The organism is Streptomyces sp. NBC_01334 (genome assembly GCF_035983595.1).
Lineage (GTDB): Bacteria > Actinomycetota > Actinomycetes > Streptomycetales > Streptomycetaceae > Streptomyces > Streptomyces coriariae.
This window is the reverse complement of sequence record NZ_CP130718.1, coordinates 3,914,491-3,928,785: the sequence shown is the minus strand read 5'-3', so window position 1 is coordinate 3,928,785 and position 14,295 is coordinate 3,914,491. Positions and strand designations below refer to the sequence as shown.

Genomic DNA, 14,295 nt, shown 5'->3' with positions numbered 1-14,295 from the left:
ACACGCCGGACCCGACCGCCTGCCGCCCGCATGGCGAACCGGCCGGCCATCAAGGATTCGTGATCGCTCACCCGGCCGTCGGGGATCGCCCTTGATGCTCCGCATGGCCGTCTACGGCGCGGATGTCGGGGCTCTGACACCGCGGGCGATCGAGGAGCTGCAGAGTAGTCCGGCAACCGGCGTCGCCTCAGGTGCCGTCAGCCCTCGGCGTCGCGCTTGACGGCACGCAGAAAGGAGAACCAGGCGCCGCTTCGTACGGCGATCTCGGGCCCTCCCGCATTCTTCGAGTCGCGCACCAGCGCGCCGTCATCCGTCAGCGCGCACTCGACGCACTCTCCTCCGGCCCCGTTGCTGTACGACGACGTGAACCACGCCGAACGGCTCTTCTCGCTGGTCACAGCAACACTCACGTGGCGTATCCCTTCAAGATCGTCTCGATCAACCGGGCCGAGCGATGGGGACTCAGAGCCGCGGCTCGCAGACCGTCGAACGCTCGGGTGTATTCACGAACATGATGCTCGCCCTCCAAGTAGACGGCATCGGTGATTCCGTCGCGGTAGACGATGTCGGGGTCTTCCGGTGCGGGGAAGCCCAGCATGGTGAATGAGCCGGTCACCGGGTAGGTGCCGGAGTCGAAGGGGAGGACCTGAAGCGTGACGGCGGGCAACTGGGCGACATCCAGAACCCGTTCGATCTGCTCGCGCATCAACGCACGGTCCCCGATGACATTGCGCAGCGCCCCCTCGTTCACGATGAACCAGGCGTCGGGAGCGTCCGACCGCCTCAGCATGTCCTGACGCTCCATGCGAACCCGTACGGCCTTGTCGATGTCCTCGGCGGACATGTACCCACTGGTCTTGTGCAGCTCGGAGATGTACGCGTGGGTCTGCATGAGGCCAGGCAGCAACTCGCACTGGTACTGCCGGAAGGTCGAAGCGTCTTGCTCCAGACCGATGTAGATGTTGAACCACTCCGGCACGCCCGCCCCGTGGACCTGCCACCAACCGCGCATCTTCGCCTGCCGGGCGAGTGACTTGAGGAACTCGCGCAGTTCGTCGCTGGTGCCGTAGAAGCGGCAGAGGGCGTCGATGTCGGACGGCTGGACGCGGCCGTTGCCTGTCTCCATGCGGTTGACCTTGGAACCGCTCCAGTCGAGGCCTGCGCCCACCTGGGCGCAGGTGAGAGTCGACTGCTCCCGGAGCTTCTTCAGCTCGATCGAGAGACGACGACGGCGTGCCGTCGGTGATCCGGCCATATCAACCCCGTTTTGGATAGCGGACGTTCAGTCTCAGGCCAAGGGACACGCTTGCCAATCACTCGGAAGTGGGATTCTCGCCGTGCACATTGCACGAAGGGATTCGCCGGCTGCACTCTGAGGCAACGAAACTCATCGTGATCCCCTGTGACGCTGTGTGTCTCCGTGGGGTTTCACCTGCGACGAAAGGGCCTCTCATGGGTCAGCACGCATGCATGACGCGCAAGCCGTGGGACCTTGCCTTCACCGCCGAGCCGACGGAGGTGGCCGCCCTGCGCCGGATCATGCGTCTGCATCTGGGCATCTGGGGCCTGCCGGAAGTAGTCGACGACGCCCAGCTCTGCATGAGCGAGCTCGTGTCCAACGTCATCACCCACGTCGGCCCCGGAACCCCGGCCACGCTTGCGGTGTCGATGAGGGGTGATCGCCTGCGCATCGAAGTCCACGACCCCGACACACGGGCGTTGCCCACCCTCCTCGACGCGAACGTCGACGCGGAGGGTGGGCGAGGTATGGCAATGGTCGGCGCGCTCGCCGACCGGTGGGGCGTTCAGCTACATGCTGACCATAAGGTGACGTGGTGTGAGCTCGTTACTGGCCTGAGCGCAGCAGACAGCCGCTGCGCGAGCCCTCGAGTCGCGAGAGCCCAGAAGGTGTCTGTCGTGTACGAAATGGCACCGTGCTCGAGCGCCAACGGGTCAAGTCTACTTGGAGCGGCTGTGGCGGAATCCATGGTGGTTGATGCCATTGCCGACCTCCTGCGCTGGCTCCGAGCGCATGGCCGTGACGCGGATGAGGCCCTGGATCGAGCACAGATGCGCTTCGAAGCAGAGTTTGATGGCGTGAACGAGTCGCCGTGACACATCACCCGGCTGCGATCGCTGAGTATGTCCAGACGTCAGCCGGGATTGGCTCCTTGAGTCGCCAGGTGATGGCCATCGGCTTGCCTCCCGCGTGCTCCACGTAATTAGCAGGGCCCAGCAGCATCCAAGGCTGAGCACTGCCGATGTCCGTGTTCTTGTATCGGCGTACGAACAGCAGCACGTGGCTGCCACCCGCAGCGTGATTCTGATAGCGCAGGCCGGTGGGAGAGGTCTCTGATGTCTGGTTCTGGGACTCCCAGTGGAAAAGCGTCTCACTCAGCGCGTAGTCGTGGTAGCGGGTCTGTGGTGAGAAGTCTCTCTCGTCCTTATCCAGGGTGATCAGCAGGGCATCGGTCTTGATCGACTCGCACCACTTCACCCCCTCGCGAAAGTCCGCCGGCATGAAGCCGCCGATAAACGACTGTCCAAGAGCCGGAAGGATCTCCTCGCGAGTGTAGGAAGCGTGCACGGTCAGCGGGATCCCCGATGGGCCGCCAACTCCCAAGAGTGAGATTGGTACGTGTTCGGTGTGGGCAAGGTTGTATGCCAGTACTTGCCGCAGCTCGCAACGCACCGCTGATTGCTTGCGCAGTGTCGCGAACCCGGCGTCGTAGTGCGCGAACCCCTTCCGTGTCAAGCCGCCGAGTGGCCACAGCTGGAAGAAGAGCATGCGGGCGTAGGCCTGCCCTTGCTCGTCGAGCTTGTCGTAGGAGGGTGCGTCGTCTTCCAGCATGCGACTGTAGGCGGACACCCTCAGCGGGTCATCCACGTGGAGGAAGGAAGAGACACGCTTGAGGAGGGCTGCTTCGCCTTCAGGCGCTTCTCCCTTGAGTAGACCCGACCGGCGGAGTAGTCCAGTCCAGGAGTTGCCGTTGCCCCGATAGATCTCCTTAAGCTCACGACCGCTCTCTTCCAGATAGCGAATCAGTGCTGACTCTCTATAGTCAGAGACTTCGCGGGCCAGGGCCGTTACATTGACGCCCATTTGTTCCTTGATATTGGCGATGATGGTCTTCTTCGCCTTCTCCTCAAGGATGATCTGGCAGCCGGACGGTAGCTGAGGAAAGTCGTGCTCGATGTTGTCCAGGAGACGTTTGCGGGTCAGGTTCGTGAGTGCTCGGAACTGGTTCTCGAAGCGGAATTCCTTGCGGTGTTGCCCGATAAAGTCGAGCACCGTGAGCACTGCCTTGTCCTCGGTGCGACGGAGACCGCGGCCAAGCTGTTGCAGGAACACGGTGGCGCTGGAGGTGGGGCGTAGCAGGAGGAGCGTGTCTACGTCGGGGATGTCGAGCCCTTCGTTGAAGAGGTCGACCGAGAAGATCACCTGTAGCGTCCCCGACCTCAGGTCGGCGAGCGCTTGCTTGCGTTCGCCGACGGGGGTCTCGCCAGACAGCGCGATGGCGTTGAGGCCGGCTGTGCGGAAGGATTCCGCCATGAAGTTGGCGTGTAGTACCGATACGCAGAACCCCAGTGCCCGCATAGTGCCCGGATCGGCGACCTTCTCTTTAACAGCCTTTACGACAAGTCCTGCGCGCCTTACATCACTCGACAGCTTGTTGCTCAACGCGCTGGGGTCGTATTTCCCGCGCTTCCACTCCACTGTGCTCAGGTCGGTGTTGTCGCTGATCCCGAAGTAATGGAAGGGGCTGAGTAGATCGTTCTCGAGTGCCTCCCATAGTCGCATTTCGGCAGCGATACGCCCCTCGAAGAACTCGTCCTGGATGTTCTTGCCATCCATGCGCTCCGGTGTCGCGGTGAGACCCAGAAGCTCCAGTGGCTCGAAGTGATCGAGGATTTTTCGATATGTCGGCGAGGTCCCGTGATGGAACTCATCGATCACGATGACATCGAAGTGATCAGGAGAGAGGCGATCGAGAGCCCGCGCGTTCAGTGACTGCACGCTAGCGAACACATGATTCCAACGTTCCGGGAGCTCGCCGCTGTGGAAGGACTCGCCAAAGTTGGGGTCTACCAGGACGTCCTGGTATGTGCGAAGAGACTGCTGAAGGATCTCTTTGCGGTGAGCGACAAACAGCAGACGCAGGTCACGACCACCGTGCTTCTTGCGGAGTTGCTTGTAGTCGAGCGCAGCCATGACCGTCTTGCCTGTACCGGTAGCTGCTACGAGGAGATTTCGGCGCCTACCATGCACCTGGCGCTCGACTTCTAGTCGCTCCAACATGTCGCGCTGGTGCGGATACGGCCGTACTTCAAGGCCAGACAGTGTGATTCCGCGGTTGGCGTTGACGGTCGAAGATGTGCCGCCTGCGGTCGCCAACGCCTCTTGGAGACGGCCACCGTCAGCTTGAGGGTCGTATGACTCGAAAGACGGATCACTCCAGTAGGCCTCAAAGGTGGCCTCGAATTTGCGCAGTACGTCAGGTGTGGCGATAGACGACAGCCGTACATTCCACTCCAGGCCGTCGAGCAGTGCGGCCTTCGACAGGTTGGAGCTGCCGACATAGGCCGTGTCATAGCCGCTTTTGCGCCGGAACAGCCAAGCCTTGGCATGGAGTCGCGTTGATCGCGTTTCGTAATTGACTTTGACCTCGGCGCTGAAGTCCTCTACCAACCGATCCAGAGCACGTCGCTCGGTTGCGCCGATGTAGGTGGTCGTGATGACCCGTATCGGCACGTCTCGTTCGCGTGCGGCCCTCAGTGACTGCTCGAGGATACGCAAGCCATGCCACTTGACGAAGGCGCAGAGTAGGTCGACACGGTCAGCGGTGGCGAGTTCGGCACGCAACTCGAAGCCGAGGCTCGGATCCTCAGGGGAGTTGGTGATGAGCGCGGTGTCGGAGAGTGGGATGCCTGGCCTCACCGCAAATACTCCCGGGGCCTCCTGCCGGGTGAGTGCGAGGAGTTGCCGCGGGCCGTCGGCTACGAGGTCCACCCACTCCTGTGCGCCTTCCAGCGTGCTGATGGACTCCAAGATGTGATTCGCGGCGTAGACGCGCTCCTCGGCCGGAAGGTTTTGGAGGACGTGCCGGACGATGTCTGCGACATGCCTAGCCAAGACGTGAGGCATCGACTCAGGGCCCACTGCTTCGCTCATGGGATGCCATCCGAGGCTGGCGAGTTCCTTCAGCTGCTGCTCGAAGCGCAGCGTGATGAGCTGTTCGTACAGTCCACCGGAGGGGGCAGGCGTGTTGCGGTGGCTCTGAGACATGGGTGTCTACCCCCGTTGAGCATGCTGATGGGTGATGCAGATGTTGTATCAGGAGGCACTGACACGACCCGGGAACGGTCAGATCTGATCACGAAGCACGCGTGGAAGCTGTCTATTTAGAGGAGATGTTGATCGGATCGGGCTACGTTTTGCGTGTGCCTTTACGTGACTTGCTCATACGCATAGCGAAGACTTACGACTCCAAGCTTGGTACCTCCAACGAAGTGCCTGCCCAGGTCCTCCTTCGGGAGGTGAAGGACTTGACCGACCTCCCGCTGCCAGTCGACTTCGTAGCCTCAGGACATGGTGGTCAAGGCACGGCGGCCAGCACTCCGTGGATCGGGGTGTTTGACCCGGAGATCAACAAGGAGCCACAGGAGGGGCTATACCTCGCTTACATCTTCGATGCGCAGCTGACCTCCGTGACGCTCACGTTGCAGCAGGGGGTGACCAAGCTCTCCGAGGAGTACACGCCAGCCAAGTTGCGGCGTGAGTTGCAGGGGCGAGTGAAGCATCTTCGGGCGGGAATGCAGCCGGAGTTGGCCCGGCAGTGGAGGTATGTACCGGTCTTCGGTTCGAAGCAAGACCGACCACGCGCATACGAAGCAGGGAGCGTGGCAGCTCGGCGCTATGAGATCGCGAGCCTGCCTGCTGAGAAGGTCTTGACCGAAGACCTGCAGGTCGCGGCCCTGCTGCTCCGGGACGCTGCGGCAAGTCAGCGCATCTGGCTTCAGAGACCAGAGTCGGATGAGCCCTTCGTGTACGTGAATGAGGGGCATGGGCCTGTTGCCGACCCTCTGGACGGCTTCCATCCAAACGACAGCAGCGACTACTACGTCCACATCAAGGGTGGCACGCACCGGCGGGAACGCTGGCACGAGGAGCTCATCAAGGACTTCGGCCTGCACGTGATCACATGCGGGTACACGCCGATAACACAAGGCATGTACCCGAGAGACTTGGTCTTGCGTCGTCCTCTTGCGGAGGGCCATCGAGCGTGGCTAGTGGAGGGCAAGGTCGTGAAAAAGGGCAATGCGACCAAGGCTGTCCGCGAGGCTGTCGGACAACTACTGGAGTACAGCTACTACTGGCACGAGAAGCTCGGCGAGCCGAAGCCCCACCTCATCGCTCTCTTCACTGAGGATGTAGGGCACTACGCGCAGTACCTCGAAGACCATGGCATTGCCTCGATCTGGCGCACCGGCGATGAGGATTGGGCGGGATCGCCCTTGGCAGCTTCCTGGGATCTCACAGCGGGGGCATGAGACCAGCGCTCGGACTGGTTTGGTCAGGCCTGCCGAATACCTCACCGTGTCCGATGCGCTGCCGCCCACTCACGCCGGGGTGCCTGGACGACCTCGCCCTCCGCGCACGTGCCTTCGGAGCCGAGTAGGCCGAAGGCGCAGTGGCTGCGGAGGGCGAGGGCAACCCTGGTTGATCACCGTCGCCCCTCAGGTGCTACTCCGTGCCGTGGCACTCCTGGTACCTCCGCCCCGACCCGCACCAACACCCAGCCCCCCGCTCCGGCGGCCACCCCGCGGCCCGGCCCCGGGCCGCCAGTGTCGTGGCGTACTGCGGCAGCAGGTCCGTGTCGGCCGGGGATGTGCCCTCCGAGGCTGCGAAGGCCTCGTAGGACGGAACCGTGCCGGTGACGATGCCGAGGTTGGCCGTGCCCGAGGCGGCCAGTTCGGTCAGGGACGCCTCTATGCCGGTCAGGTGCTCCTCGTGTGACGGGTACTCCTCCGCCAGGGACGGGTACGCGGCGACCAGTTCCGCCAGTTCGCTCGCCGGCCAGTGGAGGACGGCGACCGGGAACGGGCGGGACAGTTCCTCCCGGTACGCGCCGAGCTCCGCGCGGAGGCGGGAGATCTCCGCTTCCAGTTCCGCCGGGTTGTCCGAGCCCAGGGACCAGACGCGCTTGGGGTCGTGGAGCTCGTCCAGGGAGACGGGCAGCGAGTGGAGGGTGTCCGCCAGCAGGTCCCACTCGTCGTGCGCCGCGCCCAGCATCCGGCGTACCCGGTGGCGGCCGAAGAGCAGCGGGTGGGCGGCGTGCGGGGGTTCCGGCACGTCCGCCAGGAGCAGGGTGGCCCCCTCCGTGAACGTCTTCTGCGCCGCCTCCAGCTCGTCGTGGGCTTCCAGCGACTCCGCGACGATCACCCAGGGGGCCGGGTCGCGGGGGGCCGCGGCCCGGATGCCGTCGATGATGGCTCGGGCCTCGGCCTCGTGGCCGTACTCCCACAGGTTGGCGGCCTTCAGGGCGCGGACCAGGTGGGGGGCTTCCAGGTTCTCCGGGCCCTCCGAGGAGGACAGGAGACGGTCGTACAAGGTCGTCGCGGCGGGGCGGTCGCCGGCCAGCTCCAGGTGGGCCGCGGCCTGCAGCAGCAGGGCTTCCGCGTCCTCGGGGTACAGACCGGCGGTCCGCTCCAGGCGTGCCGCTTCGGCGGTGTGGTCGACGTTCTCGGCAGGCGTGTCGGGGCGCATGCACGACACCGTACTGCCCGCCGCTGACAAAAAGGAGATAGGTGCAGGCCAGGGGCCGACCTCCGGCTCGCGCTCCCTAGATCGTCACCCCGTCCACCTGAAGCGTCTGCACCGCGCCCGCCGCGAACGGCACGCTGATCGTCTTGCCGCTCAGGTAGGTGTCCGAGCGGGCCGTGTAGAGGTCGCCCGACCCGCTGGTCACGGTGTTCCAGCGGGGGACCAGGCCCGACGAGCCGCCCGTCACCGTCGTGAAGCGGGAGAGGTCGAAGGTCAGGGTCTGGGCCGAGGTGGAGGTGTTCGCGGCCACGATCACCAGCCGCTTCGCCGTCTTGTCGATCGCCGCCGCCGCGTAGCTCACGCCCGTGTCGAGGATCGTCATGCCGGGGCGGATGTGCCGGCTGAACTGGGCCATCACGTAGTACTTCGTGGTGACCGCGCCCGCCGCCAGGGTGCTCGCGTCGTACGCGATCATCGCCCAGTTCGTCGACGGGTCCATGACCTGCCAGTAGACCCAGGCCGTCGGGTGCAGCCAGCGGAAGTCGTAGAGCAGGTTGCTCGCCATCGACAGACCGGTGCCGTCGTTGTCGCCCGTTTCCGAGTTCCACAACGCCTTGCCGGCCGTGGTCACCACGTCGGTGTAGAGCAGGTCGCGGCGGCCGCCCGAGCCCTGGTAGCCGTGCACGTTGACCCGGTTCACGTACCCCTTCGTCGTCGACGAGAAGGAGTTCCACGTCGTGCGGGCGAGGTCGTAGCTCGTCTCGTCCGACGCCGAGATCTTCGTCGCGGTCAGGCCGCGTTTGTCCAACTCGCTGCGCATGTAGGGGAGTACGGCCGACTGGACGGTCGCGTCCATGTGGCAGCCCTCCTGCGTGCCGGTCGCGGTCCACCAGGACGACGACGGCTCGTTGAAGGGGTCGACCGTCGCGAAGTTCACGCCCCAGTTCGACTTCGCGTACAGCGCGACCGCCGCCAGGTGGGAGGCGTGCTGTCGGTAGTTCCAGGTCTGGAGGTTGTTGCCGCCGCCCGTGGCGCCGGAGGGGTTGTGGTTCGAGCACATCCACCACATGGGGGAGTTGGCGAAGAGCTCGGTCGTCGCGCCGCGCGACACCGCCTTCTGGAGCATCGCGCGCTGGGCCGCGTCCGCCGTCCAGTCCCAGGCCGAGGAGGTGGGGTCCTCGTTGTTCCAGTCCTGCCAGTAGCCCTCGATCTGCTTGAACGCGGGGATGTTGGCGGAGGCCACCATGCTCGAGCCGCCGACCGTGTTCCAGCTGCACGCGCCCAGGTTGTAGCGGGCGATGTTGAGGCCGAGACCGGGGAGTGTCCTGCCGTTGTAGGACACCGACTTGGTCGTGAAGAAGATGTCGGCGAAGTCGTCCCGGGCGCCGAAGACGTTCGCCCACCAGGCGAGGGAGGTGCCCCAGCCCTCCCAGGTTCCGTACGTCGTCGACGGGTTGACGGAAATCGTCGCGTCGGCGTGGGCGGTGCCCGTAGCGAGGGCGCTTCCGAAGAGCGCGCCGCCCGTGGCCGCCAGCAGTGTCCTGCGTCGGATCATGACTTCTCCGCTTCGATGACAGCGATCGACCGCCGGTCGTCCCAACCGGCGTCGTCGGGTGCGTCGGTGCACTGGTGTCTCTGCGGCAGTGCACCGTTGCGTGCGTCAGTGCGTCAGTGCGTCAGTGCGTCAGTGCGTTGGTACGTACGGCAATGCTCGGCACGTCTGCACGTCTGCACGTCAGTGCTCAGTGCTCAGTGCGTCACGAAGCATCGGGTGCGGTCCGTGGTGTTGTCGAGAGTTCTGACAGCCCTTTCTCAAACCTGTGGAGAAAGGGCGGGGAAGGGTTCGAGGGGGCGAACAGGCTCAACGGTCTGGAGACCTCGTCTCCCTCCCCTTATCGTGCCCGCGTGCGGATTCCCCTCGTACAGCGGAGTTTCCTCGGGCAGCGGATCCCCCTCGTGCAGCACAGCACCCGGCGGCGGCGCGCCCGCTACCGGCGGGTGCTCTGGAGCGGTGCCGAAGTCCTCGTCACCGTAGGGGTGTTGGTGCTGCTCCTCGTCGCGCATCAGCTGTGGTGGACCAACCGGGAGGCGAAGGACGGCGCCGAGCGGAGGGTGGAGGCGCTGGAGCGGGAGTGGGGGGCCGTCACGGGCGGCGGTGATCCCGCCGGTACCGGCGGCGAACCCGGGACCGGCCCCGCCACCGGGGACGAGGCCCGGGACGCGCCCTCGGCATCCGACGGCGGCACCGGGCAGGGCGGGACGAACGCGTCCTCCGTCGAACCGCGCTCCTCCCAGGCCTACGCCGTGCTCCGCATCCCGCGGCTCGGTCTCCGCGTCCCCGTCGCCGAGGGCACCAGCAAGCAGAACGTGCTGAACAAGGGGTACGTCGGCCACTACTCCGGCACCGAACAGCCGGGCCAGGAGGGCAACTTCGCGGTCGCCGGACACCGCAACACCCACGGCGAGCCCTTCCGGTATCTCAACCGCCTCCGGAAGGGCGACAAGGTGGAGGTGGCGACCCGGAACGCGACCTACACCTACCTCGTCGACAAGATCCTGCCGCAGACCTCACCCCGCGACTCGGGCGTCATCCGGCCCGTCCCCCGTTCCCTCACCGAGCCCGCCTACGGCTACGACGCCCCCGGCCGCTACCTCACCCTCACCACCTGCACGCCCGAGTACACCTCCCGGTACCGCCTGGTCGTCTGGGGCAGGCTCGTCGCGACCCAGCCCCGGGGCTAGCGCGTCGACGCTCCGCCCGGTCCCGCAGATGACGAAGGTGACGCTGATCAGCAGGGCCCAGGAGACCCACTTGGACACGGAAACGGGTTCCCAGCCGTGGAGCTGGTACGGGTATCTCCAGGCCCCGAGGTACGTGGCGATGTTCTCCGCCAGCCAGAGGAAGAAGCCGATCAGCGCGAAGCCCACCGCGAGCGGCATCCGGTGCCGGTGCTCGACGACCGTGTAGTGCACCCAGGTCCCCGTGGTCGCGGCCAGCAGCAGGGCGCCGAGGGGCAGACGCAGGTCCGGCAGCCAGTGATGTGTCAGGAAGTTGAGGTACAGCAACACGGCCAGCGCGGCGGTGGCGCGGGCGCGGTAGCCGGTGACGGCCAGGTCGAGCAGTCGCCGGGCCCGGCAGACGTAGCTGCCGACGGCCGCGTACATGAAGCCTCCGTACAGCGGCACCCCGGCGAGCTTCGCGAGTCCCGGCTCGGGGTAACTCCACGACCCCACCCGCACCTTGACCATCTCGAAGGCGAGCCCCAGCACATGGCAGGCGGCGACGACCGCGACCTCCCGCCGGGTCTCCCAGCCGAGCAGGAATCCCACGGCGGTCAGCAGCACACCGTAGGCGAGCAGCAGGTCGTAGCGGGTCACCGGCAGGGACGGGAGCAGTGTCGAGACGGCCATGCCGCCGAGCAGCGCGACCGCGAACGCGCAGCAGCGCGCCTGGAGCAGGCCGAAGCGCACCAGCTGCCGGGCGAACGTTTCTGCACGCTGCCTGATCCCGTGTGCGGTCGCCGCGTCCGTCGTCACTCCGTGTGCGGTCGCCGCGTCCGTCGTCACTCCGTGCGTGGTCGTCTTGTGCATGGTCATGTAGAGCGCTCCGGCGGGGGCGGCGGTTGCGCGGCGCGTCGCGGGTCTCCGCCCGGGCAGCGCGGCCTCAGCTGCCGCCTCCGCCTACGACCCTTCCTCCAGAGCCTCTCGGACGGCGGTCAGGACGGCCTCGGTGTCCGCACCGAGGGCGCGGGCGGAGGAGGTGAAGTCGCGGGCCAGAGTGGCGAGTTGGTCCGGGTCGGGACGGGCGGGTTCGGAAGGGGGCGCTGCCACCCGGGTGCCCGCGCCCCGGCGGGTGCGGATCAGCTCGGCGGCCTCCAGCTCGCGGTAGGCGCGGGCCACGGTTCCCGGCGCCAGACCCAGGTCGGAGGCCAGCTGGCGCACGGTCGGCAGGCGTTCGCCCTCCGTCAGCCGACCGGTGACGATCAGGGCGGCGAGCTGGGCGCGGATCTGCTCGAACGGCGGTACCTGGCTCGTGGTGTCGACGCGGACCGCGGGTTCACTCATCGCCGACGGCCCGGGGGATCACGATGGTGAACAGGCACCATCCCAGCGTGAACAGGCTGAGCAGGCCCAGGGGGTAGATCACCAGGGCGGTGACGTTGCCCAGCATGCCGGCGCAGGTCGTGCGGGACAGCACCCTGCCGATCATGCCGAGGACGAGCAGCAGTTGGCTGGAGACCAGCAGTCCCCAGGCCGCGGTGATGGCCCACGAGCGGTCGTGGCGCCGCTGGTTCTCGCCCGGACGGTGGGCGATGCGGCGCAGGGCCCACACGCAGGCGGCGGTTCCGAGGGCGAGGGAGACGAGGATCGGGGTGGCGTAGAAGATGCCGGGCCAGGGGCCGAGGGGTCTGGTCACGCCCCGGCAGGTCACGGTGACGGCCCGGCCCGCCCGGCCCATGGTGTCGGGAGAGGCCGCGGCGGCTCCGATCGCCAGGAGGACGACGAGGCACGCCGTCTGGAAGAGCAGCAGGGGGGCCATCCGGGGCGGCACGTGGTCGCGGACCCGGCGCGGGGCGAGGCTCGCGGTGCGGACCGCTTCGAGGGGAGCGGGGGTGAGGGAGTCACCGAGCAGCACGCCACCGACCGCGCACAGTCCGAACGCGGTGACCGCGCTGAGGAAGGTCATGGCGCCGTCGTCGCTGTCCCGCACCGCCAGTTGCTGTGCGACGACGGCACCGAGGGTCAGCCCGGCCCAGCGGGCGCAGAGGTCGGCGCGGGCGAGCAGTCGCTCAGGTGGAACGGTGTCCAGCATGTCGGGTCCCCCGGTGAGTGCTTGTATCAAGTGGTGAGTACAAGATGCCGGGAGCCGGATCTTGTGTCAATCAGTTGATACAAGTACCACCGGGGTGACCGGCCGTCGGTTCCGCCGGTCGTCAGTCGCGTCAGTCGCGTCAGTCGCGTCAGCCCGTCCGTGGGGTCCGTGGGATCCGTCAGTTCCGCCCCCGGGATTCCGAACCCGACGTGGCCAAGCCCCTCGTCGCGGCCGCCGCTCGCGCCACGCCCAGTGCGCCCAGCACGCCCACGGCTCCGAGGATCGCCAGTCCCGCCGACACCGTCATCGCCACGTCCGTCCCCTGGGCGAGCCCGCCGCCCGTTCCGGTGGCGATGGCGATCGTCAGGGCCACGCCGGCGCACGAGCCGACGTAGCGCAGTGTCTGCTGCGCGCCCGATCCCATCGCCGCGCGCGCCGCCGGTACCGACTCGACCGCCAGCAGGGGCAGCGCCGCGTTCAGGAGGCCGCTGCCGACACCGGCGAGGACGAGACCCGGCAGCATCCGGTGCCAGGAGCCCGCGTTCACCGCGCCGAGCATGGTCAGGACACCCGCCGCGTGCAGGGCGAAGCCGAGGGCGAGCTGGACCCGGGTCGGGACGCGGCCGGCCAGCCGGCGGGCTTGGAGAGCGACCACGAAGGACAGGCCGGACCAGAGGAGGAACAGCCAGGCGGTGGCCATCGGGGACATGCCCAGTGACTTCTGGAGCACCGTCGGCAGGAAGCTGAACAGGCCGATCACCGCGAGGCCGGTCACCAGCCCGCCGGTGGAGGAGGCCAGGAAGGCCGGTTTGCGGAGCAGGGAGAGGTCGATCATCGGGGTGGCCGCCCTGCGTTCGATGACCACGAAGAGCCCGAGCAGCGCCGCCGACGCCAGGAGCAGCAGTCCCACCGGCGCCCGCAGCCAGCCGTCCCGGCCCAGCGTCAGGGCCGCGATCAGGGCGACGGTCGCCGCGCCGAAGGCCGCCGCGCCGGGCAGGTCCGGACGCCCGCCGCGCGGTGAGCGGGACTCCGTCAGTACGCGCGGCGCGACGGCGGCGACCAGCAGGGTCGCGGCGCCGAGCAGGACGTAGACCAGGCGCCAGCCGGGCAGCGCGCCGCTGAGCACCGGGCTCGCGGCGATGCCCGCGCTGACGAACGCGCCCCACACCCCGGTGGCGTGCAGCCGGCCGCGCGGGGTGGGGAAGGCGTGCACCAGCAGGCCCAGGCTGCTCGCCAGCAGCGCCGCGCTGGCCGCGCCCTGTGCGACCCGGGCCAGGGTGAACTGCCAGGTCGTCGTCGCCAGGGCGCCGAGCAGGGTGGTGAGGGCGAGGGCCAGGGTGCCCGACACGAAGAGCCGGCGGCGGCCGTGGTCGTCGGCCAGGCTGCCGGCCACCAGCAGCACCGCGGCCAGACCGAGCGGGGTGCCGTTGAGCAGCCAGGCCTGCGCGGAGGGCGCGGTGTGCAGAGCCGCGGCGGTGTCCACGAGCGTGACCGCCGGCGCGGTGTACGTCATGAGGGCGAGGGCGGTGGCCGCGCTGGTCACGGCGAGGGTGGCGCGAGCACGGACCGGCGCCACCGGCTCCGCGTCGAGGACGGGGACGGAAGCGGGGGCGGAAACGGGAGCGGGAGCCGGGGTGGGGGTGGAAGCGGGGACCGGCTCGGCGCGCGCGTCAGTTCGTTCAATGAACCTACTCATGCCTCCGTACGCTAGCACCCT

The 14,295-nt window shown here is 67.3% G+C and carries 11 protein-coding genes and 1 pseudogene; 3 read left to right on the top strand and 9 right to left on the bottom strand.

Features of this window, described 5'->3' with window-relative positions:
• Window positions 1-197: 197 nt before the first annotated feature.
• Both OG736_RS17525 and OG736_RS17520 read right to left on the bottom strand, forming a co-directional pair.
• A complete protein-coding gene (locus tag OG736_RS17525; protein ID WP_327183285.1) occupies window positions 198-410 on the bottom strand; it encodes a DUF397 domain-containing protein in 213 nt (70 codons plus the stop codon).
• Window positions 407-1,255, bottom strand: coding sequence for a helix-turn-helix domain-containing protein (locus OG736_RS17520; protein WP_327183284.1), 849 nt, complete (start codon window positions 1,253-1,255; stop codon window positions 407-409). Before OG736_RS17520 ends, OG736_RS17525 begins: the two co-directional genes overlap by 4 nt.
• A 197-nt stretch (window positions 1,256-1,452) precedes the next feature.
• On the opposite strand from OG736_RS17520, the gene OG736_RS17515 reads away from it, so the two are divergent.
• Complete coding sequence (locus OG736_RS17515; protein ID WP_327183283.1) at window positions 1,453-2,115, top strand: ATP-binding protein; 663 nt, start codon at window positions 1,453-1,455, stop codon at window positions 2,113-2,115.
• Window positions 2,116-2,119: 4 nt separating this feature from the next.
• On the opposite strand, the gene OG736_RS17510 is transcribed toward OG736_RS17515, so the two are convergent.
• Window positions 2,120-5,287: a DEAD/DEAH box helicase gene (locus OG736_RS17510; RefSeq protein WP_327183282.1), complete on the bottom strand. Its 3,168-nt coding sequence runs from the start codon at window positions 5,285-5,287 to the stop codon at window positions 2,120-2,122.
• A 101-nt stretch (window positions 5,288-5,388) separates the two neighbouring features.
• Here OG736_RS17510 and OG736_RS17505 point away from each other — a divergent pair, with 101 nt between their 5' ends.
• Window positions 5,389-6,552: an MrcB family domain-containing protein gene (locus OG736_RS17505; protein WP_327183281.1), complete on the top strand. Its 1,164-nt coding sequence runs from the start codon at window positions 5,389-5,391 to the stop codon at window positions 6,550-6,552.
• 193 nt (window positions 6,553-6,745) lie between these two features.
• Here the strand turns inward: OG736_RS17505 and OG736_RS17500 are convergent, their stop codons facing one another.
• Together OG736_RS17500 and OG736_RS17495 are read right to left on the bottom strand one after the other, a co-directional pair.
• Complete coding sequence (locus tag OG736_RS17500; RefSeq protein WP_327183280.1) at window positions 6,746-7,768, bottom strand: SEC-C metal-binding domain-containing protein; 1,023 nt, start codon at window positions 7,766-7,768, stop codon at window positions 6,746-6,748.
• Between the two features lie 76 nt (window positions 7,769-7,844).
• The gene (locus OG736_RS17495) at window positions 7,845-9,320 is read right to left on the bottom strand and encodes a glycoside hydrolase (RefSeq protein WP_327183279.1); all 1,476 of its coding nucleotides are present in this window, start codon (window positions 9,318-9,320) and stop codon (window positions 7,845-7,847) included.
• A gap of 350 nt (window positions 9,321-9,670) precedes the next feature.
• On the opposite strand from OG736_RS17495, the gene OG736_RS17490 reads away from it, so the two are divergent.
• Window positions 9,671-10,507 (top strand): class E sortase, encoded by an 837-nt coding sequence (locus OG736_RS17490; protein WP_442817046.1) that lies wholly within the window; start codon window positions 9,671-9,673, stop codon window positions 10,505-10,507.
• Window positions 10,508-10,552: 45 nt separating this feature from the next.
• On the opposite strand, the pseudogene OG736_RS17485 reads toward OG736_RS17490, so the two are convergent.
• The 4 genes and pseudogenes from OG736_RS17485 to OG736_RS17470 form a co-directional block, all read right to left on the bottom strand.
• Window positions 10,553-11,356, bottom strand: a pseudogene (locus OG736_RS17485) (DUF817 domain-containing protein); the annotation flags it as partial.
• Between the two features lie 90 nt (window positions 11,357-11,446).
• Window positions 11,447-11,830: a GntR family transcriptional regulator gene (locus OG736_RS17480; RefSeq protein ID WP_020132258.1), complete on the bottom strand. Its 384-nt coding sequence runs from the start codon at window positions 11,828-11,830 to the stop codon at window positions 11,447-11,449.
• Entirely contained in the window at window positions 11,823-12,578 is a 756-nt protein-coding gene (locus OG736_RS17475; RefSeq protein ID WP_327183278.1) for a hypothetical protein, read from the bottom strand. Before OG736_RS17475 ends, OG736_RS17480 begins: the two co-directional genes overlap by 8 nt.
• Window positions 12,579-12,756: 178 nt before the next feature.
• Window positions 12,757-14,274, bottom strand: coding sequence for an MFS transporter (locus OG736_RS17470; protein WP_327183277.1), 1,518 nt, complete (start codon window positions 14,272-14,274; stop codon window positions 12,757-12,759).
• Window positions 14,275-14,295: the final 21 nt, after the last annotated feature.

Coding starts and splice junctions, on each gene's coding strand:
- OG736_RS17520 (WP_327183284.1), bottom strand. CDS start 1,255: ATGGCCGGATCACCGACGGCACGCCGTCGTCGTCTCTCGATCGAGCTG.
- OG736_RS17515 (WP_327183283.1), top strand. CDS start 1,453: ATGGGTCAGCACGCATGCATGACGCGCAAGCCGTGGGACCTTGCCTTC.
- OG736_RS17510 (WP_327183282.1), bottom strand. CDS start 5,287: ATGTCTCAGAGCCACCGCAACACGCCTGCCCCCTCCGGTGGACTGTAC.
- OG736_RS17500 (WP_327183280.1), bottom strand. CDS start 7,768: ATGCGCCCCGACACGCCTGCCGAGAACGTCGACCACACCGCCGAAGCG.
- OG736_RS17495 (WP_327183279.1), bottom strand. CDS start 9,320: ATGATCCGACGCAGGACACTGCTGGCGGCCACGGGCGGCGCGCTCTTC.
- OG736_RS17480 (WP_020132258.1), bottom strand. CDS start 11,830: ATGAGTGAACCCGCGGTCCGCGTCGACACCACGAGCCAGGTACCGCCG.
- OG736_RS17475 (WP_327183278.1), bottom strand. CDS start 12,578: ATGCTGGACACCGTTCCACCTGAGCGACTGCTCGCCCGCGCCGACCTC.
- OG736_RS17470 (WP_327183277.1), bottom strand. CDS start 14,274: ATGAGTAGGTTCATTGAACGAACTGACGCGCGCGCCGAGCCGGTCCCC.